The sequence below is a fragment of the Stenotrophomonas testudinis genome (assembly GCF_024499815.1).
Classification (GTDB): domain Bacteria; phylum Pseudomonadota; class Gammaproteobacteria; order Xanthomonadales; family Xanthomonadaceae; genus Stenotrophomonas.
On record NZ_JAMOKY010000019.1, the window covers coordinates 21841 to 46825 of the forward strand.

The following is a 24985-nucleotide window of genomic DNA, read 5'->3' on the forward strand; positions in this document are numbered from 1 at the left end:
CGGCCTGCGTCGCGCGACGCTGTGGAGGTGAAGAAACTAGGGAGTTCGACAGTAGCAGCCGTGTACGCACACCACGATTCCCGCCAGTTCCATGGCCAGCAGCATGGAGGACACCTCAGGCGCCGTCAATCCACAACGCGTGATCAATGAATCCATACCGCTTGGGTTGTGGTCCAGTGCCCGCCACAAGCTCTGGTAGTCAGGGTCGTTCGCCCACCGGTCCGGCAGGTCTGCCGGCGATGCCTGTTCAGTGGGGGTGGCCAGGCGGCTTTGCAAGCCGGGCAGTTGCTGGCGCAGGGCAGGGGCCAGCAGTTCCAGCACATCTTCGGGGCGTTCGACAAGGGCCACGCCCTCGCGGATGAGCCGATGGCAGCCGGCCGCGCGCGGGTTCAGCACCGAACCGGGCACCGCGCCGACCTCGCGCCCGGCCTCGGCGGCCAGGCGGGCGGTGATCAGGGCGCCGGAGCGCTGGGCCGCCTCGATGACCACGGTGGCCAGGGCCAGCCCGGCCACCAGCCGGTTGCGCGCCGGGAACTGCCCCGCCCGCGCCGGGGTGCCCGGCGGGTACTCGCTCAGCACGACGCCTTCGGCGGCGATGCGGGCCTGCAGGCGGGCATTGCCGGGCGGGTAGGCCTGGTCCGGGCCGGTGCCGATGACCGCCACCGTGCGCCCGCCCGCATCCAGTGCTGCGGCATGGGCGGCGGCATCGATGCCGGCGGCCAGCCCGCTGGTCACCGCCAGGCCGGCCTCGACGTAGCAGGCGGCGAAGCGCGCCGCCAGTGCGCGCCCGGTGGGGGTCGGCGAGCGGCTGCCGACCACCGCCACCGCCGGGTGCCAGGCCAGGCTGGCGTCGCCGGCCACGAACACTGCCAGCGGCGGCTGCGGGATGTCCTGCAGCAACGGCGGAAAGGCCGGATCGGTGCAGCCCAGCAGCTGCTGGTCGGGGTGCTGCAGCCAGCGCAGGGTGGCGGCCAGTGCCGCAGGATCGGGCTGTTGCAGGGCGGCGCATTGTTCAGCGGAACAGCCGTGCGCGCGCCAGCCGGCCACGCCCATGGCGAGCGCGGCGGAGGCATCGCCGCTGGCCAGCAGCAGGGCACGGCGGGGCGCCAGCGGTCCGCCGGCCAGGACCAGGCGGGCGAGGGCATCGGGGGCAGAGGCGGGGCGAGGCATCGCCCGACTATCGGCCACGGGCGACGAAGGCGCCCTAGGGCGCCTTCGCGTTCTGCTGTCAGGGGAGTCCGCTGCCGGTGGGTAGGGTCGAGCGTTGGTCGACTACCGCGGACGGATCGAAGCGCAGTCGACCAACGGTCGACTCTACTTCGCGTCCGGGTGCTGGACGCTGTAACCCACGTTCACCGGCTTCACGCCCTGCATCACCAGCGCGTAGCTGACGTTGTCAAAGGTGCGGAACACCATCGCGTGGGCGGCATATTCGTCCGGCAGGCTGACCCGGCCCGCACCGGTGGACGGCGAATCGTCCATGCGCGAGGAGTTCGGGTACTTCATGCGGTGGGCGACATGGCTGCCCTGGCGCCACAGCGAGAACACCGTGCCGTTGTCCACGCCCTGGCTGCGGCCGGCGGAGATGGCGATGACGTCGCGCGGGCCGCCGGCATTGAACATGTCGGCAACGGCCAGCACGCGCACATCCAGGCCTTCCAGGCTGGCGGCGGGCACATGCGGGAAGAACTGCAGGTCGTACGGCTGGGCCTCCACCGGCACCAAGCGGTCACCGGCACGCACTTCACGGCCGTCGCCGTTGGCGTCCAGCATCAGCGTGGAGGCTTCGGTCTTGCCGCCGGCCACCTGGGTGATGGTGCCGAGGCCGACCTGGGCCAGCTCATAGCCCAGCACGCCGCGGCGATGGTTGGGCGCGTTGTAGGCCTTCCACAGGTTGCCGCTGCCCGGGGTGACGTCGCCGTTGGCGGTCAGGTCCTCGGTCGGCTTGGGCTGGCCGTAGCGCACGGTCGGGCGGACCACGGCCCAGCGCTGGCCGACCTGGGCATCGGCCAGGCGGACATAGGCGGCCTGGCCGCTGGTGGCGCGCAGGCGGTTCCCTTCCAGGCCGACCACGTAGGGCAGCTGGTCGATGCTGTCGACCACGCTCAGCTGCTTCAGGAAGGGTTCGACCTCCGAGAGCGGCACGCCGGTCACCGGGGCTTCCGTGCGCGGGCCGGGCTGGGCAGTCACACGGTCCAGGTAGGCCAGGCTGAGCACGTCACCCGGGTAGATAAGATGCGGGTTGGCGATCTGCGGGTTGGCCTGCCAGATCTCGGGCCACAGCCAAGGCTTCTGCAGGAACCGGCCTGCAATGTCCCACAGCGTGTCCCCTTTGCGGACCACATAGGTGTCCGGGTGCCCGCCGTTCACTTCAACGGCGGTAGCATAGGCAGCCACGGTCAGCATCGCCGCAGCGACGACCGTACGAAAACGAAGCAACATAGGTGCGAAGCCCTGATTCCCCAACAGGTTCGCGCACTATAGTCCAGAAACCGGGGCGCAAGGCAAGCGTTGCAGATAGAATCTGCGACGTATGCCGGCGTATCCCCGGCCCCAACCCGGAAACAGCCATGGCCCTGCTCCCCATTCTTGAGTTCCCCGATCCGCGCCTGCGTACCAGGGCTGCGTTGATCGACGCCGCCGAGGTGACCACCCCGGCCTTCCAGACCCTGCTCGACGACATGTTCCAGACCATGTACGACGCTCCCGGCATCGGCCTGGCCGCCAGCCAGGTGGACGTGCACAAGCGCTTCATGGTCATCGACGTGAGCGAAGAGAAGAACGAGCCGCGGGTGTTCATCAACCCGGAGATCGTCGCCAAGGACGGGGGCCAGGTGTACCAGGAAGGCTGCCTCTCGGTGCCCGGCATCTTCGCTGACGTGACCCGCGCCGACTCCATCACGGTGAAGTTCCTCGACCGCCAGGGGCAGCCGCAGGAGCTCACCACCGACGGCCTGCTGGCGGTGTGCGTGCAGCACGAGATGGACCACCTGGACGGCAAGCTGTTCATCGACTATCTGTCGCCGCTGAAGCGCGAAATGGTCCGCAAGAAGCTGGCCAAGCAGCGCAAGCACGTGGCCTGACCGCCATCGCGGGCCGCCCTTCGCGGTGGCCCCTGCCTGCGCGTCCCGCGCGGGCTGCACGGCGCCGGCCGACGGCGCCGTTGTTCTTTCTGCACGTATCCATCCTGCAAGTGGGGTAGCCATGAGGATTGTCTTTGCCGGTACGCCGGAATTCGCGGTGTCGTCGCTGCGCGCGGCCGCGCGCCATCACGAGGTCGTGGCCGTCTACACCCAGCCGGACCGCCCGGCCGGCCGTGGCCGTGGCCTGGCACCGTCGCCGGTCAAGCTCGAAGCGGTGGCCCGTGGCATCCCGGTCTACCAGCCGGAAACCCTGAAGGACCCGGCCGCCCAGCAGCAGCTGCGCGACCTGCAGCCGGACCTGATGGTGGTGGTGGCCTACGGCCTGATCCTGCCCAGGGCGGTGCTGACCATTCCGACCCACGGCTGCTGGAACGTGCACGCCTCGCTGCTGCCGCGCTGGCGCGGCGCCGCGCCGATCCAGCGCGCGATCCAGGCCGGCGATGCCACCACCGGCGTGTGTCTGATGCAGATGGAAGCGGGCCTGGATACCGGTCCGGTGCTGCTGCACCAGGAGCTGGCCATTGCCGACACCGCCACCGGCGGCGACCTGCATGACGCGCTGGCCGCCCTGGGCGCGCAGGTGCTGTCCGACGGCCTGGGCCTGCTGCGCGCGGGCATCAAGCCGATCGCGCGGCCGCAGCCGGAACAGGGCGTGACCTACGCGCACAAGCTGGACAAGGCCGAAGCGAAGCTGGACTGGGCGCTGGACGCGCAGGCACTGGCGCGCACCGTGCGTGCGTTCAACCCGTGGCCGATCGCCGAAGCGCAGCTGGCCGGCGAGCGCGTGCGCATCCATGGCGCGGTGGCGCTGGACCTGGCGCATGGCAAGTCCCCGGGCACGGTGCTGGCTGCCGGCCGCGAAGGCATCGACATTGCCTGCGGGCAGGGCGCCCTGCGCCTGCGCGTGCTGCAGCGCGAGGGCGGCAAGGCGATCACCGCCGCCGATTACCTCAATGCGCGTCGCGACCTGCGCGTGGGAGCGTAACCCGGTGTCGAAGCAGAACGATTTTTCCATTGCCAAGGCCGCGCCGGGCGCCGCCACCCGCATGCTGGCCGCACGCGTGCTGGCCCAGGTGTTCACCCGTGGCCGTTCGCTGAAGGCCGAACTTGCATGGGCCCTGCCCAAGCTGGCCGACACCCGCGACCGCGCGCTGCTGGAAGCCCTGTGCTTCGCCGTGCTTCGCCGTCGCAGCACCTATGACGCTGCGCTGCAGGCGTGGATGCAGAAGCCGCTGTCGGCGCGCGATGCCGACCTGCGCACCCTTCTGATGGTTGGTTTCGCCCAGCTGGACGTGCTGGAGCTGCCCGCGCATGCGGCGCTGTCGGCCACCGTCGATGCGGCGCGCGCGCTGGGCCGCGAGCGCCAGGCCGGCCTGGTCAACGCCATCCTGCGCCGTGCGCAGCGCGAGGGCTTCCCGGAACAACCTGCGCGCGACGCGTTCCCGGCCTGGCTGGCCGAGGCGGTCGAGCGCGACTGGCCGCAGCAGGCCGAGGCGATCTTCAGCGCCAGCCTGCAGCCGGCACCGCTGTGGCTGCGCGCCAACCGCCAGCTCGGCGGCCGCGACAAGGCGCTGGCCGCGCTGGCCGAAGCCGGCATCGCCGCCGAGCCCAGCCCACTCAGCGCCGATGCGCTGCGCCTGGCCGAGCCCAGCCCGGTCAACCAGCTGCCGGGCTTTGCCGACGGCGCGTTGTCGGTGCAGGACCTGTCGGCGCAGTGTGCGGCCGATGCCCTGGCGCCGCCGGCCGGCGCACGGGTGCTGGATGCCTGCGCCGCCCCCGGTGGCAAGTCGGCGCACCTGCTGGAACGCGACCCGAGCCTGCGCCTGCTGGCGCTGGACATCGATGCGCGGCGCCTGGCCCGGGCCAAGGACACCTATGCCCGCACCGGCGTGGGCGAACACGTGCAGACCCAGGTGGCCGACGCCAGCGATACCGCGGCCTGGTGGGATGGCACCCCGTTCGACGCCATCCTGCTGGATGCCCCGTGCTCGGCCACCGGCGTCATCCGCCGCCAGCCCGACGTGATGTTCCACCGCCGTGCCGAGGACATCGAGGCGCTGGTGGGGGTGCAGGCGCGCCTGCTGGAAGCCTGCTGGGCGATGCTGCGCCCGGGTGGCGTGCTGCTGTATGCGACCTGTTCGATCCTGCGCGCCGAGAACGTCGACCAGGTGCGGGCCTTCCTGAAGTGGCATCCGGACGCCCGGGCGGCGCCGCTGGGTGACGCTTTCGGCCTGGATTGCGAGGGCATCGCCCGCCAGCGCCTGCCCGGTGAAGACGATGCTGACGGTTTCTTCTACGCGCGTCTGCTAAAAACAGCCTGACCCCGTCGCTGTCCGAGTTCCCATGCTGAAAACCCGCGCGTCACGCGAGACGTGGTTGTTCGTAGTGATGGCCTTGCTGGTGCTGGGTGCGGGGCTCGGACTGCGCGACCCCTGGCCATCGGACGAGCCGCGTTTCGCCCTGGTCGCCAAGCAGATGGTGGACAGCGGCCAGTGGCTGTTCCCGCATCGGGGGCTGGAGCTGTATTCGGACAAGCCGCCCATGCTGATGTGGTGGCAGGCCACCCTGTACAGCGTGATCGGCAACTGGCGGGTGGCCTTCCTGCTGCCCTCGCTGATCGCCGCGCTGGGCACCCTGTGGTGCGTGGTCGACCTGGGCCGGCGGCTGTGGACGCGCCGGGTCGGGCTGTACGCCGGCTGGGCGCTGCTGTTCGCGCTGCAGTTCACCTTCCAGGCCAAGAAGGCGCAGATCGACCCGCTGGTGGTGCTGTTCGTCACGTTGGCCAACTACGGGCTGCTGCGCCACCTGCTGCTGGGGCCGGCCTGGCGCTGGTGGTGGGCCGGCTGGTTCTTCGCCGGCATCGGGGTCATTACCAAGGGCGTGGGCGTGCTCTCGCTGCTGATGATCCTGCCGGCGGCGATCGCCTCGGTGCTGCACTGGCCGCGGGTGCGCCTGCATGCGCGTGACCTGCGCTTCTGGCTGGCGCCGCTGGCCTTCGTGCTCGCCGTCGCGCTGTGGCTGGTGCCGATGGTGATGACCGCGCTGGCGACGAAATCGGGCGAGTACCAGGCCTACCTCGACGACATCCTGTTCCGGCAGACCGCCAAGCGCTACGTGCAGTCGTGGGACCACCACCAGCCGTGGTGGTACTTCCTGGGCACGATGCCGTCGATGTGGATCCCGGCGTTCCTGGCCCTGCCGTGGGCGATCCCGGCCTGGCGTCGGCGGCTGCGGCGGCGTGATCCGCGCTACCTGCTGCCGCTGGCCTGGTGGCTGCTGATCGTGCTGTTCTTCTCCCTTCCGCACGGCAAGCGCGACGTCTACATCCTGCCGTCGCTGCCGATGTTCTGCCTGGCCCTGGCGCCGCTGATGCCGGGCCTGCTGCGCCGGCGCGACGTGCAGTGGGTGCTGGGTGGCTTCACCCTGCTGCTGTCGCTGGGAACGCTGGCCGCCGGTGCGTCGGCCCTGCTCGGCAACCCCGGCTTCGAAGTGCGGCTGGTGCTGGAGCGCGGGCTGGAGCCGGGGGCAGTGGTGGCGATGGCCTGGGCAGCCCTGGCCATGGGCGCCGCGGGCGTGGCCGGCCTGCTGCTGTTCGGCCCGGCGCGGCGTCACCTGGCGCTGGTCGCGATGCTGACCGTGGTGTGGGTGCTGTACAGCCTGGTCGGCTACCCGGTGTTGAACGATTCCAGTTCGGCCCGCGGCCTGATGCGCTCGGTGGATGCGCGCCTGGGTGCCGATGCCGAGCTGGGTCTGGTGGCCTGGAAGGAGCAGAATCTGCTGATGGCCGGGCGACCGGCGGCGACTTTCGGCTTCAGCGCGCCCTGGCATCAACAGTTGCAGGCCGGGGTGCGATGGCAGCAGCTGTCGCCGCAGCGGCGCTGGCTGCTGGTTCAGCAGGACGTGATGCTGGGCTGCGTGGACCGCGACGGAGCGGTGCTGGCCGGTGTCGCCAACCGTCGTCGTTGGTGGTTGGTGCCGGCATCGGCGGTACACGGTCCCTGCGTGCCCAGCGAAGCCGAACTGAAACGTGAACGGCGGTTGCAGAGAAACGAGCAATAACGTGGCCGTTGGCTTGTCCAGACTGCCCAAGCGTGCACAAAGCCAGTAAAACATCAGGCGGGCGGCCTGCCACAGGGCCGCCGTTTTCTTCCGCATGACCGCAGCGATCATTCCCGACGTGCCAGCTTCACCGGACAACCCGAGCCTCACCCGCGCCGAAGCGCTGCCCGTGCCTGCCGGCGGTCGCCTTGGCGCTGCGCACTGGATCGCACAGATCGGCCTGTTCTGCATGCCGGCACTGGTACTGACCGTACCGGTGAACCTGTTGCCGTATGCCCTGACCCTGCTGGTCAGCACCCTGCTGGCGCCGGAGCTGCTGTGGCGCGCGCGGGGCATGGGCGGTACGCCGGTGCGCGCGCTGACCTGGCTGATGCTGGCGGCGGTGGCGCTGGGCCTGGTCTCGGTGGTGCTGTTCGAGCAGGGCCTGCGCGACGTCGACAACCGTTCGCGGTTCCTGGTCATCCCGTGGATCGTACTGTGGGTCTGCGCGCTGCGGCCGGACCTGCGCTGGCTCTGGCGCGGCGCGCTGGCGGGCCTGCTGGGCAGCTTCGTGCTGTCACTGGTGCAGGTGCTGCAGGGCGCGCAGCGCGCCGAGCTGACCACCAATGCCATCGTGCTGGCCGACATCGTGGTCATGCTGATGGTGCTGCTGGTGTTCTGCCGCCCGTCGCGGCGCTGGTCGCTGGTCATCGTGGGCATGGCCGCCGGCTGCGGCACCATCGTGCTGACCGGCAGCCGTGGCGTGTTCGCCGCCCTGCTGGCGCTGCTGGTGGTGCTGGCGCTGAGCCTGCGCTGGCGGACCGGCGTGGCCCGCCTGTCGGTGCTGGCCGGCATGCTGGCCATCGGCGCCACCCTGCTGCTGTCTGTGCCCGAACTGCGCCACCAGGTGCGCCTGACCGAACTGCACAGCGACGTGCAGAAGCTGGAACAGGGCGACGTCGATTCCTCCGCCGGTGCGCGCGTCGAGCGCCTGCAGGTGGCCTGGCAGACCTTCCTCGATCATCCGCTGACCGGTGTCGGAATCGGCCACTTCGACAGCGCCATGCAGCGCGTGCCGGTGTGCCGCGACGATCCTGCCGAAGTGCGCTGCCACCTCGGCCATGCGCACAACGACGTGGCCGAATGGGCCGCCACCCAGGGCCTGCCGGGCGTGTTGATGCTGATCGCCGTGTACGGCGTGCCGCTGTGGGTGTTCGTCTACCTGCACCGGCGCAGCGGCCGCGTCACCTTCCGCGGGCCGGCGGCGGCGGGGGTGATGATCGCCATCGCCTACGTGCTGTGCGGCTTGACCCAGTCGATGTTCGCCCACCAGATGACGGCCAGCTTCTACGTGACCATCGTCGGGCTGCTGACCGGCCTGTCACTGCTGGAAGGCGCCCGCCATCGGGCGAAGGCCTGACACCTGGCCGCCGGGCATGGCCCGGCGCTACCGGTGGGTGCGTGGATATACCGGTGGGTGCCGACCGTTGGTCGGCACGGATGCCGGATCAATCGCTGCGCGGGTCGGCCACGGCCTGGCCGTTGCCCAGCATCCACAGCATGATGGTCTTCTGCCGCACGTAGTTGGCACGCACGTAGGCATACACCAGGCCGTGCCAGCCATCGCGGAACCCGCCGCGGAACACGAAGCCGCGCCAGAACCTCCAGGCCGGCGCCAGCACCAGCTTGCCCAGGGTGGCCCGCTTGCCGCATGCGAACTCGTGCTCGGCCATCATCCGCGCGTACTTCTCGGTCTTGGCCAGCTGCTGCTGCAGGGAGCGGTAGGGGTAGTGGATGAGGTCGCCGCGCAGGGTGCCGACGCTGCCATCGACGCTGGCCGCTTCGTGGATCTCGCGCTTGCCGCGCCAGCCGCCCTGGCGGCGGTCGAACAGCCGCATCACCCGGTCCGGGTAGGCGTTGCCGTGGCGCAGGAATTTGCCGAAATACTCCGAGAGGCGGGCGAAACGGTAGCCGGCGTGGTCGCTGAAGCCGCCGTCGCGGGCCTGCTCGATGGCCGTGCGCAGCTCGGGGCTGATGCGTTCGTCGGCGTCCAGGCACAGCACCCAGTCGTGGCTGGCGTGCTCGACGCAGAACGCCTTCTGGCTGCGGAAGCCATTGAACGGGCGCTGCAGCACGCGGGCACCGGCGGCCTCGGCGATGGCCACCGTGGCATCGGTGGACTGCGAGTCCACCACCACGATCTCATCGCAGAAGGCCAGCGAGGCCAGGCAGTCGCCGATGCGCCCGGCCTCGTTGAACGCGATAATGCACGCCGAGATGCGAGGCCGTTCGATGGGAGCGGTCGTGGAGGACATGATGGCCGGGTACCTGTTGTTTGCGACGGAGCGCTATGCGCTGCCTATTCTCGCCCCGTTGGCGCAGGCCTTGCACGCGTCCGGGCAGGAGGTGGCCGCCTGGTTCGAGGGCGGTGCGGCCGGCAGCAGCCTGCCGGGAGTACCCAACATCGGCCTGAAGCAGGCCCTGGCGATGCGCCCGCGGGCGGTGTTCAGCGCCGCCAACTGGGTGCCGACCTTCCTGTCCGGGGCCAAGGTGCAGCTGTTCCATGGCTTCAACGTGGAGAAGCGCGACAGCGCCCGCGGCCACTTCAGGGTGCGCGGCATGTTCGATCTGTACTGCACGCAGGGGCCGGCTACCACGGCACCGTTCCGGCAGATCGCCGAGCAGCAGGGCCACTTCGCCGTGGCCGAGACTGGCTGGCCGAAGCTGGACCCGCTGTTCCGCGACGATGGCGGCGAGAGTGCCGCGCTGCGTGCACCGGCCGCCGGGCGTCCGGTCATTCTGTTCGGCTCGACGTTCACCGAGCGCCTGAGCGCGGCCCCGCACCTGCTGGAGCCGATCACCGCTGACATCGCTGCCGGTGAGCGCTACTGGCTGCTGACCCTGCACCCGAAGTGCCCGCCGGAACTGTTCGAGCGTTACCGCGCACTGGCCGGTGCCAACGCGCGCTTCATCGAGCCGGAGCAGGTGATGGCCGCGCAGCGTGCGGCCGATGTGCTGGTGTCGGACACCTCGTCGATCGTTTCGGAGTTCATCGTCCAGCACAAGCCGGTGGTGACCTTCCGCAACCGCGTGCCGAAGGCGCACATGATCGACTTCGACGAGGCCACGCAGCTGCCGGCAATGCTGCAGCGCGCGCTGCACCCGGAGCCCGCGCTGCAGGCGGAGATCGTGCGCTATGCCGATGCCATCCACCCGTTCCGCGATGGCCGCTCCAGCGAGCGGGTGATCGCCACGACCGAGGATTTCCTGTCCGGTGAAATGGGCGCGCTGCGCCGCAAGCCGTTCGGCAGCTGGGTGCGGGACCTGCAGATCCGCAAGGACCTGGGGTATTGGGGTCCGTCGCAGCGGTGATCGGCGTCGTGTAGATCCACGCCATGCGTGGATGCATGGCAGGAGTCAGAGCCCTTTCCCGTGGAAAGGAATCCGACCCCGTGTCACCAGCGCAGCTTGCGCCGCGCCAATGCCACCGCCAGCTGCTCCATCACCTGTTGCGCCTGCGCCTGCGGCAGGTAGTTCAGCGCCAGCGCCACGTCGCCGTGCGCACCTGCGGTATCCAGCTGCAGGCTGGCGGTGCCCAGCAGCTTGTCCAGTGGTGAACGCTGCAGGCGCAGACCCTGCACCTTGTCCAGTTCGGCCCAGCGCCACCAGCGCTTCCACCAGCCACCCCGCACGGCCACGAACTGGCCATCCAGGTGCCAGCCCATGCGCGCCATCTGCCGGTGTGCCACCAGCAGCGCCACCGGCAGCCAGCCCAGCACCAGCAGGCCCCACGGGCCCCAGCGCCAGTAGGCGCCCGCTGCCAGCAGCGGCACCAGCACCAGGCTGCCCAGGCTCAGCCGCCACCAGCCGCGTTGCGGCAGCGCATGCCACTGTGACGGCGGCCACTGCAGCTGCGGCAGCAGGTGCTTGACCAGCCCTTCGCAGGTGGCGGCCGGGGCCAGCGGCGCCAGTTCGCGCAGGGCACGGTCATCGTCACGAGAGGGGCCACCCGCCGCGCTGTCGATGCGCAGCTGGCGCAGCCCGAACCAGCGCTGCAGCGTGCCTTCGCGCAACGTCCAGGCCTGGATGCGGCGGCGTGCGACGCTGCTGCGGGTGCGGCTGAGCAGGCCGGTGGACACCGTCAGCCGGCGTTCGCGCTCGCTCAGGGTGAAACCGTGATAGCGAAGCACCGTCAGCACTACCGACAGCACGCGCAGGCCCAGCCAGCCCAGCAGCAGGGTGGCCGCCACCAGCAGCAGGGTGCCGGTCAGGCCGGGGTGCAGGTGGCTGACGTAACCGAAGGCCTGGCGGCCCCCGCGCTGGATGGCATCGTCCATCACCGGCCGCGGCACGGTCTGGAACAGCACGCCGAAGGCGGCCACGGCCAGTGCCCAGCCGCGGTTGGACAGCAGGCCCATGCGCATCACGTCCCACGCTGACAGCCGCAGCAGCACCTGCTCGTCGTCGACGCTGGCGATGTCCTGCGGCGCATCACCGGCAACCGCCTGAGGTGCTTGTCCGCGCTGGCGCACCAGCCGTTCCAGCGCCAGCGCCTGGTCCAGTTTCAGTACGCGCATCTCCGCTTCCGGGCGCACGCCACCGGCCGATTCCAGGCGCAGCTCGGCCACGCCGAACAGGCGGTGCAGTGGGTTCTGCCGCACTTCCACGTTGTGGATGCGGGCGAAGGGAATCTCGCGGCGGTTGCGCGACAGCAGGCCGCTGCGCACGGTGATCGCGTCGCTGCCGATGCGGTAGCGGTAGCTCAGATACTGCAGCACCGACAACAGTACCAGCGCGGCGATGGCCGACAGCGGAATCAGCTGCGCCCACATCGGGTCGCGGTCGCCGCGCTGGCCGAACACCAGCAGCGCCACCAACGGCAGCAGGTAGTGGCGCAGCTGCATCAGCAGCACGAACAGCCACGACCAGGGGTGCAGGCGATTCTCTTGGCCATCGCCGGGCGGCGACGGCGGAAGGGGCGGCGGCAGACTCACAGGGCGTCCGCGTCCTGGTCGAGCTGATGCGCCAGGGTGTCGCGCAGGCGCTCCGCGTCGGCCTCATCCAGGCCACTGACGGTGACCGCGCTCAGGCGCGTGCCGGCGGTGTGCACGATCAGCGTGGCCAGGCCCGCGCGGCGTTCCAGCGGGCCGCGGCGCAGGTCCAGGTGCTGCACGCGGGAAATGGGAATGCGGGTTTCCAGCTGCCACATCAGGTCGCGACGCAGGCCGAGCCCCTGTGCGTCCAGCCGCCAGCGGGTGCGGGTCAGGCGCCGATGGCCGAGCCAGGCGCCGAGCACCAGGCCGACCAGCAGACCCACCGCTGCGCCCCACAGGCCGCCGGGCAGGTCGAAGAACCACCAGGCCGCGGCCAGTGGCGCGCCGGGGACGAACAGGCCGCCGAACGCGCCTTCCAGCGCGGCCATGCGCGCGGCACGGCGGGGCAGCGGTTGCCAGTGGTCCAGGTGGTACAGGTGCGGCGATGCAGGCGAAGGCAGTTCGGTCACGCGGGCGTCCGTCGGGCAGCAGGGCAGGGCGGTGGCGGCCGCAGCCGCCCCGCGCAGACGGTAGCAGGTCGGCCGCGTTACTGGGCGGCCTGGATCAGCGCGTCGACATCGAGCATGTGGCCAGCGCGGTCGGCCTTGGTGCGCAGGTAGTGCTCGTTCTCGGCGGTGATCTCGCCGGTGACCGGAATGCAGTCCAGCACTTCGATGCCGGCGTTGCGCAGGCGCTGTGCCTTGGTCGGGTTGTTGCTGAGCAGGGCCACGCGCGAAATACCCAGGCCGCGCAGCATCGCCACCGCGCTGCCATAGCGGCGCTCGTCGGCACCGAAGCCGAGCTGTGCATCGGCGTCGATGGTGTCCAGGCCGTCGTGCTGGTAGCCGTAGGCGCGCATCTTGGCGGCGATGCCGGTGCCGCGCCCTTCCTGGTCCAGGTACAGCAGCACGCCGCCGCCCAGTTCCTTCAGCTTGCGCAGGCCGCGCCGCAGCTGGTCGCCGCAGTCGCACTTGAGCGAACCGAACAGATCACCGGTCAGGCAGGAGGAATGCACGCGCACCGGCACCACGGCCGACAGGTCCGGCTCACCAACGATGATCGCCACCTGGTCGCGCTGGGCCACGCCGCCGCGGAACACCGCGAAGGTGGTCATGCCGACGTCGCGCAGCGGCACCGGCGAACGCGCCACCAGTTCGTAATCATGGGCAGCATGGGCCGCGCCTTCGGCCAGGTCGCACAGGGCCACCTCGGCCGCACCGTCGAAGGTGTGGTCATCGGCGTCTAGGCGCACGGCCACCATCGCCGGCAGCAGCAGGCCCAGGCGGGCCAGTTCCACCGCGCCGGCATCGAAGGCGTCACCGGCGCTCCAGCCGTCCGGCATCGGGCCCGGCCCGCGCAGGTAGCCCAGCGAGGGGAGCGCATCGAAGGCCACGCCAGCCAGCGGCAGGCGCGCGCCGTCGGCCGCCTCCACGCCGAGCACGCGGGCGCGGGTGGCGGTCAGGAACAGGTAGTGGCGCTCGCGCGCGGCGCTGGCGAAGGCAGCGAAGCTGCTGGACGTGGCGCTGTCCAGCGCGATCACCGCCAGGCGTTGGCCCTGGCCGTCGTGCAGCAGGACCGGGCGACCGGCACGCAGCTCGGCCACCGCGCGTTCGCAGCGGATCGCGGCGGGATCGCCGAACAGGGAAGAAGCAGGCATGGCAGGACCGGGGGAGGCGGACATCGCAGTCTCTATGGGGGCGCCAGCGTCGTATTCAACGTACTGCGGCAGCCGCTCGCAGGCCGGCTTCCGCCGTCCTCAGTGCGGATGCTCTTCGGTGGCGTACGGGTCATCTTCGCCGCTGCCCGGCGGGCGCAGCGTGTAGCGCTTGTAGGTCCACTGGTACTGAGTGGGGTCGCGGCGGGCGATGCGCTCGATGCCGGCATTGAGCGCGGTGGCGGCTACCTGCGGGTCCGGGTCGGCCACGGCCGGGTCGGTCGGCTCGATGTGCAGGGCGAATTCCATGTCCGGCCCGATGCGCTCGCACCAGCCATACAACACGGTGGCGCCGGTGCGCTCGGCCAGGCGGTTGACCAGGGTCATGGTCAGCGCCTGCACGCCGAAGAACGGCACGAACACGCCGTCGCCGGCCTTGGGCTGCTGGTCGGGCAGGATGCCGGTGGCCCCGCCGTCCTTGAGTACCTTGAACAGCTGGCGCACGGCTGGGCCTTCGGCGCGCACCTGCTGCACGTTCTGGCCGCCCCGCACCAGCTGCAGGAAGGCGTCGCCGGCCTCGTCCTCCGGCGGCTTGTAGACGATGGCGATCTGTCCGCGCGAGGCCAGCCACTGGTTCAACAGCTCCCAGTTGCCGAAGTGCGGCGCGGCCACGATCACGCCCTTGCCGCTGGCCAAGGCTGCGTCATACAGGGCCGCGCCGTGCTGTTCCTTCAGGTGCAGGCGCAGGTTGTCGGCCGGCTTCTGGCTCCACAGGCGCAGGGTTTCGATGGCCTGCAGCGCGGTCGAGCGCAGCAGCTCGCGGTGCAGGCGGTCGCGCGCGGTGCCGGTGATTTCCGGGTAGGCCAGTTCCAGGTTGCGCCGGGTCACCCGGCTCTCGCGGGCGTTCAGGCGGATCCAGGCCCAGGCCAGGGCGTGCGCGACCCCCCGCAGCAGCGGCCAGGGCAGGCGGGCGAACAGGGTGGTGGCGCGATAGACCAGCCGGGCTTTGCGTTGCGGATTCATTGGCCCCAGTTTAGCCAAGGGCGCTGCTATCGTGGCCGGCCCCGTTATCTGGAGCCCTTCAATGCTCGTCCTGATCCAGCGTGTCACCCAGGCCGCCGTGCATGTGGAGGGCGAGGCGGTCGGGCAGATCGGCGCCGGCCTGCTGGCCCTGGTGGGCATGGAGCCGGGCGATACCGAGGCGCAGCTGAAGCGGATGGCCGAACGGCTGCTTGGCTACCGTGTATTCGCAGATGAGGCGGGGAAAATGAACCGTTCGCTGCGTGATACCGGGGGCGGGCTGCTGCTGGTCAGCCAGTTCACCCTGGCCGCCGATACCCGGTCGGGCATGCGCCCCAGCTTCACCAGCGCCGCCCCGCCGGACGAGGCTGAACGCGGCTTCAACCGATTTGTCGAGATCTGCCGTGAAAATCACGCCCCGGGGGTGGAAACGGGCCGGTTTGGTGCCCATATGGTCGTCAGCCTGGTCAACGATGGTCCCGTGACCTTCCTCCTCAGGCCCTAGGCCCCCGGGACCACCGCCCGGCAGGCCGGGCCCCGGGCTGGTATAATGCTACGTTCCCTATTTCTCCCTAGCCGGTGGCGCGAGCACTACATGGCCAACGAACGTCCTGCCCAATCCGAAATCAAGCAACTGATCAGCAAGGGCCTGGAACAGGGCTACCTGACCTACGCCGAAGTCAATGACCATCTGCCGGACGACATGGTCGACCCGGAACAGATCGAAGACATCATCGGCATGATCAACGGCATGGGCATTGATGTCCATGAAGTTGCGCCGGATGTGGAAACCCTGCTTCTCAACGACGGCAACACGGGCAACCGTGAGGTCGACGACACCGCGGCCGAAGAAGCCGCCGCAGCGCTGAGCGCGCTGGACACCGAAGGTGGCCGCACCACCGACCCGGTGCGCATGTACATGCGCGAAATGGGCACCGTCGAGCTGCTGACCCGCGAAGGCGAAATCGCCATCGCCAAGCGCATCGAGGAAGGCCTTTCGCAGGTGCAGGCCGCCCTGGGCCAGTTCCCGGTCTCGGTCGAATCGCTGCTGTCCGACTACGACGCCCACAAGGAAGGCAAGAAGCGCCTTGCCGAAGTGATCGTCGGCTTCAACGACCTCTCCGACGAAGTGCCGGCTCCGGCCGCTGCTGCGTCCGATGACAGCGACGACAGCGATGACGACGCCGACGAGGACGAGGACGATGATGTCGACGGCGGCGATGAAGAAGCCGCACCGACCGGTCCGGACCCGGAGGAAGTCGCCGCGCGCATGCAGGCGCTGACCGACGCGTTCAATGCCTTCAAGAAGGCTGCCGCCAAGGGCGACAAGAAGAACCTGCCGAAGCTCCGCGAGGAGATGTCGGCGGTGTTCGTCACCCTGAAGCTGCCGCTGCCGCTGACCGACGTGCTGACCAAGCAGCTGCGCGACACCATGGCCGACATCAAGTCGCATGAGCGCCGCGTGCTGAACCTGGCCACCGTCACCGCCCGCATGCCGCGCAAGGACTTCATCCGTTCCTGGGAAGGCAACCAGACCAACCTGGAATGGGTGGAAGACGCACTGAAGCGCAAGCAGAAGTGGTCGTCGGCGCTGCGTGAGGTGAAGGACCAGATCGTGTCCGAGCAGCAGGCCACCATCGATATCGAAAAGCTGACCCTGCTGGACCTGGACGAGCTGAAGGAAATCAGCCGCGCCATGGCCTACGGCGAAGCCAAGGCCCGCAAGGCCAAGAAGGAAATGGTCGAGGCCAACCTGCGCCTGGTGATCTCCATCGCCAAGAAGTACACCAACCGCGGCCTGCAGTTCCTCGACCTGATCCAGGAAGGCAACATCGGCCTGATGAAGGCCGTCGACAAGTTCGAATACCGCCGCGGTTACAAGTTCTCGACCTACGCCACCTGGTGGATCCGCCAGGCGATCACCCGTTCGATCGCCGACCAGGCACGCACCATCCGTATCCCGGTGCACATGATCGAGACGATCAACAAGTTGAACCGCATTTCCCGCCAGATGCTCCAGCAGTACGGCCGCGAGGCTACGCCGGAGGAGCTGGCCAAGGAAATGGACATGCCGGAAGACAAGATCCGCAAGGTGATGAAGATCGCCAAGGAGCCGATCTCGATGGAAACCCCGATCGGCGACGACGAGGATTCCCATCTGGGCGACTTCATCGAGGACACCAACGTGGAGTCCCCGATCGAGAACACCACCAACATCAACTTGTCTGAAACCGTGCGCGACGTGCTGGCCGGCCTCACCCCGAGGGAAGCCAAGGTCCTGCGCATGCGCTTCGGCATCGACATGAACACCGACCACACGCTGGAAGAGGTTGGCAAGCAGTTCGACGTGACCCGCGAGCGCATCCGCCAGATCGAAGCGAAGGCCCTGCGCAAGCTGCGTCACCCGAGCCGCTCGGAGCAGCTGCGCAGCTTCCTCGATATCGACTGATATCTGGTTGCGGCTGATGTGTTGAGAGAAACCCCGCTTCGGCGGGGTTTTTCTTTGGTAGCGCCGGGCCATGCCCGACGGACTGCCTGATGTATTCGTAATTTTTACGTAACACTATATTTGCTCTGAGCCGCTGCTGTCTTCTTGAAAACCTTTGCAAAACAGCATCTTTGGCCCCGTCGCCAGCTTGCGGGCAGCGAGATTTTGCGATAAATACGTAACACTATTCGTCTCCAAGGCCCCTCCATGGCCCGCCGCGCGCTCCTGCAGCCCCAGGATCTGATCGCCCAGCTTCCCCCTGGCCAGCCACAGCCCGCATCGGCGCTGGCCGAGCGTCTGGGCGTGAACCGCATGACCCTCAGCCGCCTGGTCGCGGCCAGTGGCGATCAGGTCGTACGGTTGGGACAGACCCGCGCCACCGCCTATGCCCTGCGCCAGCCCTCGCGTGTAGGCAGCGAATGGCCGCTGTACCGCCTGCGCGAAGACGCCACGCTGGAAGAGCTGGGCCGGCTGATCGCGCTCAGTGGCGACACCTTCCACGTGGATGCCAGCCGCGCGCGGCCCAACCTGCTGCGCGCACCGGACGGCGACATTGCCGCCTTCTTCCCGGGCCTGCCGTGGTACCTCGATGATCTTCGCCCGCAGGGCTTCCTCGGCCGCAGCTTTGCGCATGGGCGCGCGCGCGGACTGGGCCTGCCTACGGATCTGTCGCGCTGGCAGCGCGACGACGTGCTGGTGGCGCTGGTTCACGGCGGCGGAACCCAGACCGGCGATCTGCTGCTGGGCGGTGAGGCCGTACAGGCGGCGCTGGCCGCGCTGGATGCCCCACCTGACCGCGTGGATGCACGTGACCGGCCGCAGCAGTACCCGCAACGCGCGCGTGCCGCATTGGCCGGCGAAGACGTGGGTTCCTCGCCCGGCGGCGAGCAGCCCAAGTTCACCGCCACCGTGGAAGGCGACGGCGGTCGCCGCGCGGTGATCGTGAAGTTCGCCCAGCCCGATGGTGGTGAGGCCGCGCAGCGCTGGGCCGATCTGCTGGTCTGCGAACACCTGGCGCTGGAAACCCTGCGCGCCGCTGGCGTGGATGCCGCCAGCAGTGAGCTGCTGCAGACGCCCACGCATACCTTCCTGGAAGTGACACGCTTCGACCGCAGCGCCGATGTGCTGGGGCGCCGGGGCTTTGTTTCGCTGCTGTCGCTGTCGGCCGCGTTTGCGGGTGAGGCGACTGCGGAGTGGCCGCGTGCGGGTGCGCTGCTGCAGGCGCTGGGCTGGCTATCTGCCGAAACCGTGCAGGCGATTGCGCGGCTGCATGCGTTTGGCCGCTTGATCGGCAACACCGACATGCACCAGGGCAACATCGGTTTCCACTTCGTCGATCGCGGCGCGCTGCCGCTGGCGCCGGCATACGACATGTTGCCGATGTCGTTGGCACCGTCGCGGCTGGGTGTGCTGCGGCAGGATGTGCCGTTGGACGCGGTTGCGCCGCGTGAGAGCGGCGAGCTGGAACATCTGCGCTGGGCCGCGCCGCTGGCGAGTGAGTTCTGGGAGCGCGTTGCGCGGGATGCGCGGGTGGGTTCGGTTGGGCTGCGGGAGTTGGCGGCGGCGAATGCCGAGCGGGTGAGGGCGATGGGGGCGCGGTTCGGGTGATTTCGCGCTGTGTCGCATCTGCCGTTTGAATTCTTCCTGGCGCGGCCGCAGTCTGGTCGTGCAGATGCTCAACACATCACGTAGGCGGGGCCGGACATCACCGGCATCGATGCAGACGCGCGGCAGGTCACGCACATCCGCTCTCTGGCTCGGCGCTGGTTGAAGGCTTTGATGGTGGCAATCAGCCAGGGCTTGAATCGGCCCGGCGGACGGTGGCTCTGTTCCAGGCGCACCTGCGGCAGATGCAGCACTTTGCGGAGATTCCTGAGGTGCGCCTGGAGCAGGTGGCCAAGGCACTGGCAGTGATGCCTGAGTAGCCGGGCGGGGGCGCGCTCCACTACACTGTGGCGGTGCGCAGGGCCTATAGCTCAACGGTTAGAGCAGGGGACTCATAATCCCTTGGTTCCAGGTTCGAATCCTGGTGGGCCCACCATCCAATCAGGCACTTGGGATCAACCGCGCAGCCCTCGTCGTCGAGTCAGCATCATCTGGTGACCGCTTGGTGACCGTTTACGATCGTTGCCATCACAGTCGGCTACCGACCGCGGGGTCGTGCTCCGAGTATCAATCCATCGCCGAGCATCGCTTTGATTTGAGTGCGAGTCCTCGCTGGCGCCGATCAGCCGCCAGAAGGCGGTCGCAGGTCCTGTGGATGGAGATGTTGCAGCCAATAGGTTGTAGGCATCATTGCCGTCCGATCAGGCGACAGGAGTATTAACGTTGGCAACAAAGAATGCAGAGGAGCACGTGATTGCATTCACCGCGACGAAGCATCGATCAATTTCTCGCCATAACTAATGACATGTCTGCTCGATTTGCCATTCTTGAATTCCACTCCAGAGCGGGTCACAGCATAAGTTGGACCCGTGAGTTCGCTTAGAAATGGCTCTACTTTCTCAGCGTCAGGCTCAGAGCCTTTGACAAAAACGTAGGGCAGTTTTGAGCCAGTGGCTGCACAGTCGGCTGCCGAAGAAGTAGTCTTCAGCTGAATCTTCTTATGATTGTCGGCGGAGTATTCCAATTGACCACAGATCGTGGCCCGACTCGACTCCAGAACCATGACAGCATAGCGGCCGATGCGTGATACGAACTGGTCCTGCGACTCTCCCTCCTTTGAAGTTGCCTCCCAAAGCGTTCTTGTCAGTCCACGATTGAGCGCGTACTCCACCGTCCCCGTCATATGTATCCACTGATAAGCCTCCGCTGGCGGTACTGGAGGGGAGGGTGGGCGGGCAACTGTTTGAGCGGTGACTTGGAAGGTCAGAATGGAAAGAACAAGTGGGAGTAAGATCAAGCGCATGCTGGTCTACTTCGGCAGTCCTGTTGTCACCATAGTAGCTGCAACAGCACTCTGAACCACACTCCGCCCATTGCAGTCTTCGCAATGATCAGCCTGCCGCGCGCGAGGCCAGTAGCCGGAATTCATCCAGCTGGGTCTGTTCGTTGAACCATGCTTTCGGGAAAACCTCAAACATGATGTCCGAATGGTAGAGAAGCAGTAGTTCATCACTTTCTCGCATCTTGGTGTAATCCGACCACCGCCGTTTAGCCTGCACATGCTCAGATGCAACGCTGAGCCATTCGTCGTCCCAACTATAGGTATAGTGCGCGTGCAGGCTCGCCTGCTGACGGTGGATCTTGGCGATCTGTCGTGGAAGCGCCAGCCTGGACTGGACGAATACGCCAACTACTCCGCAGAGGCTGCCGCCAACCAGGACCAGGCCAGGGAAGTGATGGCCCATGGCGAGCGCGGCAACGCCGACAACGGCGCACCCCAGCAGCACGCCTACCAGCACCTTTACTGCCTTCCGCCGATGCAGGCGAAGTGCGTGGAGATGCTGCTCTTGAGTAAGTATTCCGGAGATCATCAGACTTCACCTGTGATAACGCACTGAAACGAAACGTTCGTGCAAATTGTGCCATTCCGTTGAAATACCGAAAATGAAAATTTTTAAAAAAAGGGTTGGAGCATTGTCCCTTGCAGGTCGCCCCGAAGGGCCCGAGCCGGAGTGGCTACAGAGCGTGGAGCTTCGTTGCAAATACTCTGCACCAGTAAAGAAAACTTGACACCCAGCCCGCCGCAGTAGACCTTTCCCGGCATGACTATCGATATCGAATCGCTCAGCCTTCGGGAGTTGGGCGCACTGGTGGCTGCGGCCGAACAGCGCAAAGCCCTGATCACCACCCGCCGCCCGGCCGCCGCCGTGCGCCGCCTGCTGAAGGGCGCTGCCGCCGAAGCCGGTTACACCATCGAAGAACTCTTCGGCGATGAAGCCGCAGAAGCAGCCGCACCCGCGCGTAAACACGCCCGCCGTAAAACCGGCAAGGTCGCCGCCAAATACCGCGATCCGGAATACAAGCGCCTGACCTGGACCGGCCGTGGCCGCATGCCGCGTTGGCTGGCACACAAGGTGTCCATGGGCCACAAGGTCACCGATTTCCTGATTCCAGGCCTGGCCAAGCCGACCGCGGGCAAGACCAGCAGCATCGGCAAGCGCACCCTCATCAAGAAAGCCTGAGGCCTGCGTCCCACTCCCGCGCATGGGCTGGGGCTGCCTTCGCATTCCGCATATGAATCGATCTAATATGCTCCCATCTATCCAGCACGGGAGCGCACGGCATGGCGTTGGGCAAGTGGATGATGGCCGCCTGCATGGCAGCGGCATTGGCAACGGGCGCGCAGGCCGCGCCGCCGATCACCTCGGGCAATCCGATCCTGAAGGGTTGGTATGCCGACCCGGAAGCCGCGGTATTCGCCAACCGCTACTGGATATTTCCGACGACATCAGCGGATTACGATGCGCAGATCACTTTCGACGCGTTCTCGTCGTCCGATCTGGTGCACTGGACCAAGCATGCCGACGTTCTGAACGCCAGCAACGTGCCGTGGGCCAAGCGCGCGATGTGGGCGCCGTCCGTGGTGGAAAACAAGGGCAAGTACTACTTCTTCTTCGCCGCCAACGACATCAAGACCGATAGCGAGCTGGGTGGCATCGGCGTGGCCGTGGCCGACCGTCCGGAAGGGCCGTACAAGGATCTGCTCGGCAAGCCGCTGGTCGGCGCTTTCCACAATGGCGCGCAGCCCATCGACCAGTTCGTGTTCAAGGACGACGACGGCGCCTGGTACATGATCTACGGCGGCTGGAAGCACGCGAACATCGTGCGCCTGAAAGATGATTTCACCGGCGTGCTGCCGCTGGCCGATGGTTCGCTGTTCAAGGAAATCACGCCGGCGCCGGAGTATGTGGAGGGCCCGCTGATGTTCAAGCGCGGTGGCCGCTATTACTTCATGTGGTCCGAAGGCGGCTGGGGCGGCCCGGATTACACGGTGGCCTACGCCATTGCCGATGCCCCCACCGGCCCATTCAAGCGCGTCGGCACGGTGCTGCAGCAGGATGAGGCCATCGCGACCAGTGCCGGCCACAACTCGGTCATCCAGGTGCCGGGTACCGACCGCTGGTACATCGTCTACCACCGTCGCCCGCACGGTGACACCGCCCGCGACCACCGCGAGACCGCCATCGAGCGCATGGAATTCGATGCGCAGGGCCACATCCTGCCGGTGAAGATCACCCATGAGGGCGTGGCAGCCGATCCGCTGCGCTGAGCCGGGCGGATCGGCAGGGAATCAGGCGTTCTGGAACACCGCCAGCTGCGCGGAAAACGCGCGCTGGTAGGCCGGGCGTGCCGTCGCGCGCGCCACGTAGTCAGCCAACCCGGGGAACTCATCGACGATGCCGCTGCTCTTCAAGCGCAGCAGCACCGACACCATCAGCAGGTCGCCGGCGCTGAACGCGCCGTCCAGCCACGGGCCGTCGCCCAGCCGCGTCGACAGTTCCTGCAGCCGCCGCCGCACGCGCTCGTCCAGCATCACCAGCCGCTGCGCGTACCAGGGCTGTTCGCTCTCCAGCACCCAGGCCATCGAACGCTCGACGATCGGTGGCTCCACCGTGCTCAAAGCCGCGAACATCCACATGATCGCGCGCATGCGGCCGTCCCTCTCCGCAGGCAGCAGGCCCGGATGCTGTTCGGCCAGGTGCAGGATGATCGCGCCTGACTCGAACAACACCAGATCGCCTCCCTCATAGGTGGGAATCTGCCCGAACGGATGCCGCGCACGGTGCTCGGGTTCCTTCATCTCGGCGAACGTCAGCAGCTGCACCTCGTAGGCGATGCCCAGTTCTTCCAGCGCCCAGCGCACGCGCATGTCACGGGCCAGGCCCTGGCCGCGGTCAGGGGAGGTGGCGAAGGCGGTGAGGATCGGGTGCATGGTGGTGCTCCTGCAGGCGACGGGCCTGCCTTTCCTGTTCCGACGAATGACGGGGGCGGGAATCGACAGCTCCCTTCCATTGTCTGACGCTTGACCGGAACCGGTGCTGCTATCGGATGCTGCAGAAACGCTCCACTGAGGTCATGGAACCATCAAACACCGTCGTCCTGCCCTCGTGCCACTTCCTCCTCCCCGCGAGGATGACGCACCGTATCTTGCGTTTGCATGGTTCCGGGAGGAAGAGTACGCCGACTTCAAGGCGCTCCTGCCTGAGCGTGACTGGCACGATACGTTTGCCGAGTGGGATAAGGATATTGAGCGCCACGTGTGGCTCGCCAGAGTGGGTGGCGTCGGCGTTGTCCGGGCGACAGTGGGGGGGGCGATATTGTGGAATGGTGCCTGGCAAACGATCTGCCCGTCGAGTCATCTTCGCTGTCGAAATTCGCATCAGCGCATGGCGCACTGCCGGACTGATGAGCACGTGCGGAAACGTTCTCTCCGCGTGAATCACATGCAAGAGGGCGTGAACAGTCAGTTGCCGTTCGAGACAGTGATTCCTGCATAAAACAGTGCTCACCCGCGCCGCACATGCACTTCTCCATTCTGGTCCTGCAGGCAACGGACACACCCAACGGACACACCGCTGCCCTCATCCCGCAGACCCGATCAAGGAGAACCACCATGAGCACCCAGTCCACCATCGAACATCGCCTCAACGACCTGATCGAGATCGCCCGCGACGGCAAGTCGTTCTACGAAGAAGCCGCCACCAAGGTGAAGGACACCGAGCTGTCCGCGCTGTTCGTGCGCATCGCCGGCGTCAAGGCGCGCATCGTGTCTTCGCTGAGCAGCGCCGTCGTGGCCACCGGCGGCAAGCCGGCTGAGCACGGCACCATGGTCGGCTCTATGCAGCAGTTCTACGGCAAGGTGCGCGCCGCCTTCGGCGATACCAACTACGGCTACGTGGCCGAGCTGGAAGAATCCGAAGACCGCCTGCTGGCCGCGTTCAAGGACGTGCTCAACGACAACGAGCTGCCGCCGGCCGTGCGCCAGGAAGTGACCGCGTGGCTGCCGGAAGTGCAGGACTGCCACCGCGTGATGCGCGACCGCAAGCATGCGATGAAGGCGGCCTGATGCCAGCTTCGGCTGAGTGATCGCTGCAGTGCAAGGCCCCGCCATTGGCGGGGCCTTGTCGTTATTGGCCCGGATGGACTGGCCCAGACGAGGGGTCAGCCCTGTTGCGGGTAGGGCGACGCCGGTGCGGCAGGTGCCTGCGGTTCGTCCTGCATCTGTTGCTGCTGCTGGCGCTGCGCATTGGCATGCCGCGCATGCCCGCCCTCGCGGCCGATCGCCGCCATGTGCTGGCGGTTGCGGCTGATCGCTTCGCCGCCCTTGCGGCCGGCGACGCGTGCTTCGGCGGAATTGAATTCATGCGCGTTGCCCGATGCGTGGGCCGCGCGGCCGCCCTTGGCGGCGATGGCGCGCTGCTTTTCTTCATCCATCGAGGCGAAGCCGCGATTCTGTGTGCCGTGGGGTGCGTTGGCCATGCTGTGTCTCCTGTGCGGAAGGGACGCCGCCAGCTTCGACGACCGGTCCCATGCTGCACAGCCCACGGTAATGGCAGGTGCATGTTCGCGGCGCCGCTTTCACGCTGGCCATGCACGCGCTTGACGCTTCGCTATCGCGTCACGCAGGTGAACAGGCTTTTCCCGCGCCCGTGCACGAGCCTAG

At 67.7% G+C, this 24985-nt stretch carries 24 protein-coding genes and 1 tRNA gene; 13 read left to right on the forward strand and 12 right to left on the reverse strand.

The features are described 5' to 3' along the window. Positions 1–36: 36 nt before the first annotated feature. Positions 37–1170, reverse strand: coding sequence for a DNA-processing protein DprA (gene dprA, locus NQ204_RS12005; RefSeq protein WP_256643962.1), 1134 nt, complete (start codon positions 1168–1170; stop codon positions 37–39). A 144-nt stretch (positions 1171–1314) separates the two neighbouring features. Beyond that, positions 1315–2442, reverse strand: coding sequence for a LysM peptidoglycan-binding domain-containing protein (locus NQ204_RS12010; protein WP_116865420.1), 1128 nt, complete (start codon positions 2440–2442; stop codon positions 1315–1317). Positions 2443–2570: 128 nt separating this feature from the next. On the opposite strand from NQ204_RS12010, the gene def reads away from it, so the two are divergent. From def to NQ204_RS12035, 5 genes are all read left to right on the forward strand, one after another. Continuing rightward, positions 2571–3083 carry a peptide deformylase gene (gene def, locus NQ204_RS12015; RefSeq protein ID WP_256643963.1) on the forward strand — a complete coding sequence of 171 codons (513 nt, stop codon included), beginning with the start codon at positions 2571–2573 and terminating at the stop codon, positions 3081–3083. 121 nt (positions 3084–3204) lie between these two features. Continuing rightward, positions 3205–4128 carry a methionyl-tRNA formyltransferase gene (gene fmt, locus NQ204_RS12020; RefSeq protein WP_256643964.1) on the forward strand — a complete coding sequence of 308 codons (924 nt, stop codon included), beginning with the start codon at positions 3205–3207 and terminating at the stop codon, positions 4126–4128. A gap of 4 nt (positions 4129–4132) precedes the next feature. Further along, the gene (gene rsmB, locus NQ204_RS12025; protein WP_256643984.1) at positions 4133–5464 is read left to right on the forward strand and encodes a 16S rRNA (cytosine(967)-C(5))-methyltransferase RsmB; all 1332 of its coding nucleotides are present in this window, start codon (positions 4133–4135) and stop codon (positions 5462–5464) included. Positions 5465–5486: 22 nt separating this feature from the next. Further along, a complete protein-coding gene (locus NQ204_RS12030; protein ID WP_116864052.1) occupies positions 5487–7202 on the forward strand; it encodes an ArnT family glycosyltransferase in 1716 nt (571 codons plus the stop codon). A 229-nt stretch (positions 7203–7431) separates the two neighbouring features. Continuing rightward, a complete protein-coding gene (locus NQ204_RS12035; protein WP_256643985.1) occupies positions 7432–8601 on the forward strand; it encodes an O-antigen ligase family protein in 1170 nt (389 codons plus the stop codon). An 88-nt stretch (positions 8602–8689) separates the two neighbouring features. Here NQ204_RS12035 and NQ204_RS12040 read toward each other — a convergent pair whose 3' ends face one another. Next, the gene (locus NQ204_RS12040) at positions 8690–9496 is read right to left on the reverse strand and encodes a glycosyltransferase family 2 protein (protein ID WP_256643965.1); all 807 of its coding nucleotides are present in this window, start codon (positions 9494–9496) and stop codon (positions 8690–8692) included. Between NQ204_RS12040 and NQ204_RS12045 the strand changes: the two genes are divergently transcribed. After that, positions 9495–10553 carry a CDP-glycerol glycerophosphotransferase family protein gene (locus tag NQ204_RS12045; RefSeq protein ID WP_256643986.1) on the forward strand — a complete coding sequence of 353 codons (1059 nt, stop codon included), beginning with the start codon at positions 9495–9497 and terminating at the stop codon, positions 10551–10553. The genes NQ204_RS12040 and NQ204_RS12045 overlap by 2 nt on opposite strands. An 83-nt stretch (positions 10554–10636) precedes the next feature. On the opposite strand, the gene NQ204_RS12050 is transcribed toward NQ204_RS12045, so the two are convergent. The 4 genes from NQ204_RS12050 to NQ204_RS12065 all read right to left on the reverse strand — a co-directional run bounded on the left by NQ204_RS12050 (position 10637) and on the right by NQ204_RS12065 (position 14891). Next, a complete protein-coding gene (locus tag NQ204_RS12050; RefSeq protein WP_256643966.1) occupies positions 10637–12175 on the reverse strand; it encodes a PH domain-containing protein in 1539 nt (512 codons plus the stop codon). Then, positions 12172–12603: a PH domain-containing protein gene (locus NQ204_RS12055; protein WP_256643987.1), complete on the reverse strand. Its 432-nt coding sequence runs from the start codon at positions 12601–12603 to the stop codon at positions 12172–12174. Before NQ204_RS12055 ends, NQ204_RS12050 begins: the two co-directional genes overlap by 4 nt. Positions 12604–12761: 158 nt before the next feature. Further along, a complete protein-coding gene (gene ribA / locus NQ204_RS12060; protein WP_256643967.1) occupies positions 12762–13895 on the reverse strand; it encodes a GTP cyclohydrolase II RibA in 1134 nt (377 codons plus the stop codon). Between the two features lie 75 nt (positions 13896–13970). After that, a complete protein-coding gene (locus NQ204_RS12065; protein WP_256643968.1) occupies positions 13971–14891 on the reverse strand; it encodes a lauroyl acyltransferase in 921 nt (306 codons plus the stop codon). A 61-nt stretch (positions 14892–14952) separates the two neighbouring features. On the opposite strand from NQ204_RS12065, the gene dtd reads away from it, so the two are divergent. The 3 genes from dtd to yjjJ all read left to right on the forward strand — a co-directional run bounded on the left by dtd (position 14953) and on the right by yjjJ (position 18984). Then, complete coding sequence (dtd, locus tag NQ204_RS12070; protein ID WP_256643969.1) at positions 14953–15393, forward strand: D-aminoacyl-tRNA deacylase; 441 nt, start codon at positions 14953–14955, stop codon at positions 15391–15393. Between the two features lie 90 nt (positions 15394–15483). Next, positions 15484–17337 (forward strand): RNA polymerase sigma factor RpoD, encoded by a 1854-nt coding sequence (gene rpoD, locus NQ204_RS12075; protein ID WP_108770117.1) that lies wholly within the window; start codon positions 15484–15486, stop codon positions 17335–17337. A 246-nt stretch (positions 17338–17583) separates the two neighbouring features. After that, positions 17584–18984 carry a type II toxin-antitoxin system HipA family toxin YjjJ gene (yjjJ, locus tag NQ204_RS12080; protein WP_256643970.1) on the forward strand — a complete coding sequence of 467 codons (1401 nt, stop codon included), beginning with the start codon at positions 17584–17586 and terminating at the stop codon, positions 18982–18984. A gap of 68 nt (positions 18985–19052) precedes the next feature. Here the strand turns inward: yjjJ and NQ204_RS12085 are convergent, their stop codons facing one another. Further along, positions 19053–19235 carry a hypothetical protein gene (locus tag NQ204_RS12085; RefSeq protein ID WP_256643971.1) on the reverse strand — a complete coding sequence of 61 codons (183 nt, stop codon included), beginning with the start codon at positions 19233–19235 and terminating at the stop codon, positions 19053–19055. 106 nt (positions 19236–19341) lie between these two features. Between NQ204_RS12085 and NQ204_RS12090 the strand changes: the two genes are divergently transcribed. Then, positions 19342–19417, forward strand: a tRNA-Ile gene (locus NQ204_RS12090). Positions 19418–19741: 324 nt separating this feature from the next. On the opposite strand, the gene NQ204_RS12095 is transcribed toward NQ204_RS12090, so the two are convergent. Both NQ204_RS12095 and NQ204_RS12100 read right to left on the reverse strand, forming a co-directional pair. Then, positions 19742–20284 carry a hypothetical protein gene (locus NQ204_RS12095; RefSeq protein ID WP_256643972.1) on the reverse strand — a complete coding sequence of 181 codons (543 nt, stop codon included), beginning with the start codon at positions 20282–20284 and terminating at the stop codon, positions 19742–19744. An 88-nt stretch (positions 20285–20372) separates the two neighbouring features. Next, entirely contained in the window at positions 20373–20852 is a 480-nt protein-coding gene (locus NQ204_RS12100) for a YcxB family protein (protein WP_256643973.1), read from the reverse strand. 231 nt (positions 20853–21083) lie between these two features. Between NQ204_RS12100 and NQ204_RS12105 the strand changes: the two genes are divergently transcribed. Both NQ204_RS12105 and NQ204_RS12110 read left to right on the forward strand, forming a co-directional pair. Further along, complete coding sequence (locus NQ204_RS12105; RefSeq protein WP_256643974.1) at positions 21084–21503, forward strand: H-NS histone family protein; 420 nt, start codon at positions 21084–21086, stop codon at positions 21501–21503. A gap of 101 nt (positions 21504–21604) precedes the next feature. Continuing rightward, complete coding sequence (locus NQ204_RS12110) at positions 21605–22591, forward strand: glycoside hydrolase family 43 protein (protein WP_256643975.1); 987 nt, start codon at positions 21605–21607, stop codon at positions 22589–22591. Positions 22592–22612: 21 nt separating this feature from the next. Here NQ204_RS12110 and NQ204_RS12115 read toward each other — a convergent pair whose 3' ends face one another. Then, positions 22613–23254 (reverse strand): glutathione S-transferase family protein, encoded by a 642-nt coding sequence (locus tag NQ204_RS12115; protein WP_256643976.1) that lies wholly within the window; start codon positions 23252–23254, stop codon positions 22613–22615. 681 nt (positions 23255–23935) lie between these two features. Here NQ204_RS12115 and NQ204_RS12120 point away from each other — a divergent pair. Continuing rightward, positions 23936–24388 carry a PA2169 family four-helix-bundle protein gene (locus NQ204_RS12120; protein ID WP_108770107.1) on the forward strand — a complete coding sequence of 151 codons (453 nt, stop codon included), beginning with the start codon at positions 23936–23938 and terminating at the stop codon, positions 24386–24388. Between the two features lie 95 nt (positions 24389–24483). Here the strand turns inward: NQ204_RS12120 and NQ204_RS12125 are convergent, their stop codons facing one another. Further along, positions 24484–24801, reverse strand: a complete 318-nt coding sequence (locus NQ204_RS12125; RefSeq protein ID WP_116864036.1) for a KGG domain-containing protein — start codon at positions 24799–24801, stop codon at positions 24484–24486. Between the last annotated feature and the right edge of the window lie 184 nt (positions 24802–24985).

Excerpts from the sequence above, each read along its gene's own strand:
- dprA (WP_256643962.1), bottom strand. The coding sequence starts at position 1,170 with ATGCCTCGCCCCGCCTCTGCCCCCGATGCCCTCGCCCGCCTGGTCCTG.
- NQ204_RS12010 (WP_116865420.1), bottom strand. The coding sequence starts at position 2,442 with ATGTTGCTTCGTTTTCGTACGGTCGTCGCTGCGGCGATGCTGACCGTG.
- def (WP_256643963.1), top strand. The coding sequence starts at position 2,571 with ATGGCCCTGCTCCCCATTCTTGAGTTCCCCGATCCGCGCCTGCGTACC.
- fmt (WP_256643964.1), top strand. The coding sequence starts at position 3,205 with ATGAGGATTGTCTTTGCCGGTACGCCGGAATTCGCGGTGTCGTCGCTG.
- NQ204_RS12030 (WP_116864052.1), top strand. The coding sequence starts at position 5,487 with ATGCTGAAAACCCGCGCGTCACGCGAGACGTGGTTGTTCGTAGTGATG.
- NQ204_RS12035 (WP_256643985.1), top strand. The coding sequence starts at position 7,432 with ATGCCGGCACTGGTACTGACCGTACCGGTGAACCTGTTGCCGTATGCC.
- NQ204_RS12045 (WP_256643986.1), top strand. The coding sequence starts at position 9,495 with ATGATGGCCGGGTACCTGTTGTTTGCGACGGAGCGCTATGCGCTGCCT.
- NQ204_RS12040 (WP_256643965.1), bottom strand. The coding sequence starts at position 9,496 with ATGTCCTCCACGACCGCTCCCATCGAACGGCCTCGCATCTCGGCGTGC.
- NQ204_RS12055 (WP_256643987.1), bottom strand. The coding sequence starts at position 12,603 with ATGGCCGCGCTGGAAGGCGCGTTCGGCGGCCTGTTCGTCCCCGGCGCG.
- ribA (WP_256643967.1), bottom strand. The coding sequence starts at position 13,895 with ATGTCCGCCTCCCCCGGTCCTGCCATGCCTGCTTCTTCCCTGTTCGGC.
- NQ204_RS12065 (WP_256643968.1), bottom strand. The coding sequence starts at position 14,891 with ATGAATCCGCAACGCAAAGCCCGGCTGGTCTATCGCGCCACCACCCTG.
- dtd (WP_256643969.1), top strand. The coding sequence starts at position 14,953 with ATGCTCGTCCTGATCCAGCGTGTCACCCAGGCCGCCGTGCATGTGGAG.
- rpoD (WP_108770117.1), top strand. The coding sequence starts at position 15,484 with ATGGCCAACGAACGTCCTGCCCAATCCGAAATCAAGCAACTGATCAGC.
- yjjJ (WP_256643970.1), top strand. The coding sequence starts at position 17,584 with ATGGCCCGCCGCGCGCTCCTGCAGCCCCAGGATCTGATCGCCCAGCTT.
- NQ204_RS12095 (WP_256643972.1), bottom strand. The coding sequence starts at position 20,284 with ATGCGCTTGATCTTACTCCCACTTGTTCTTTCCATTCTGACCTTCCAA.
- NQ204_RS12100 (WP_256643973.1), bottom strand. The coding sequence starts at position 20,852 with ATGATCTCCGGAATACTTACTCAAGAGCAGCATCTCCACGCACTTCGC.
- NQ204_RS12105 (WP_256643974.1), top strand. The coding sequence starts at position 21,084 with ATGACTATCGATATCGAATCGCTCAGCCTTCGGGAGTTGGGCGCACTG.
- NQ204_RS12110 (WP_256643975.1), top strand. The coding sequence starts at position 21,605 with ATGGCGTTGGGCAAGTGGATGATGGCCGCCTGCATGGCAGCGGCATTG.
- NQ204_RS12115 (WP_256643976.1), bottom strand. The coding sequence starts at position 23,254 with ATGCACCCGATCCTCACCGCCTTCGCCACCTCCCCTGACCGCGGCCAG.
- NQ204_RS12120 (WP_108770107.1), top strand. The coding sequence starts at position 23,936 with ATGAGCACCCAGTCCACCATCGAACATCGCCTCAACGACCTGATCGAG.
- NQ204_RS12125 (WP_116864036.1), bottom strand. The coding sequence starts at position 24,801 with ATGGCCAACGCACCCCACGGCACACAGAATCGCGGCTTCGCCTCGATG.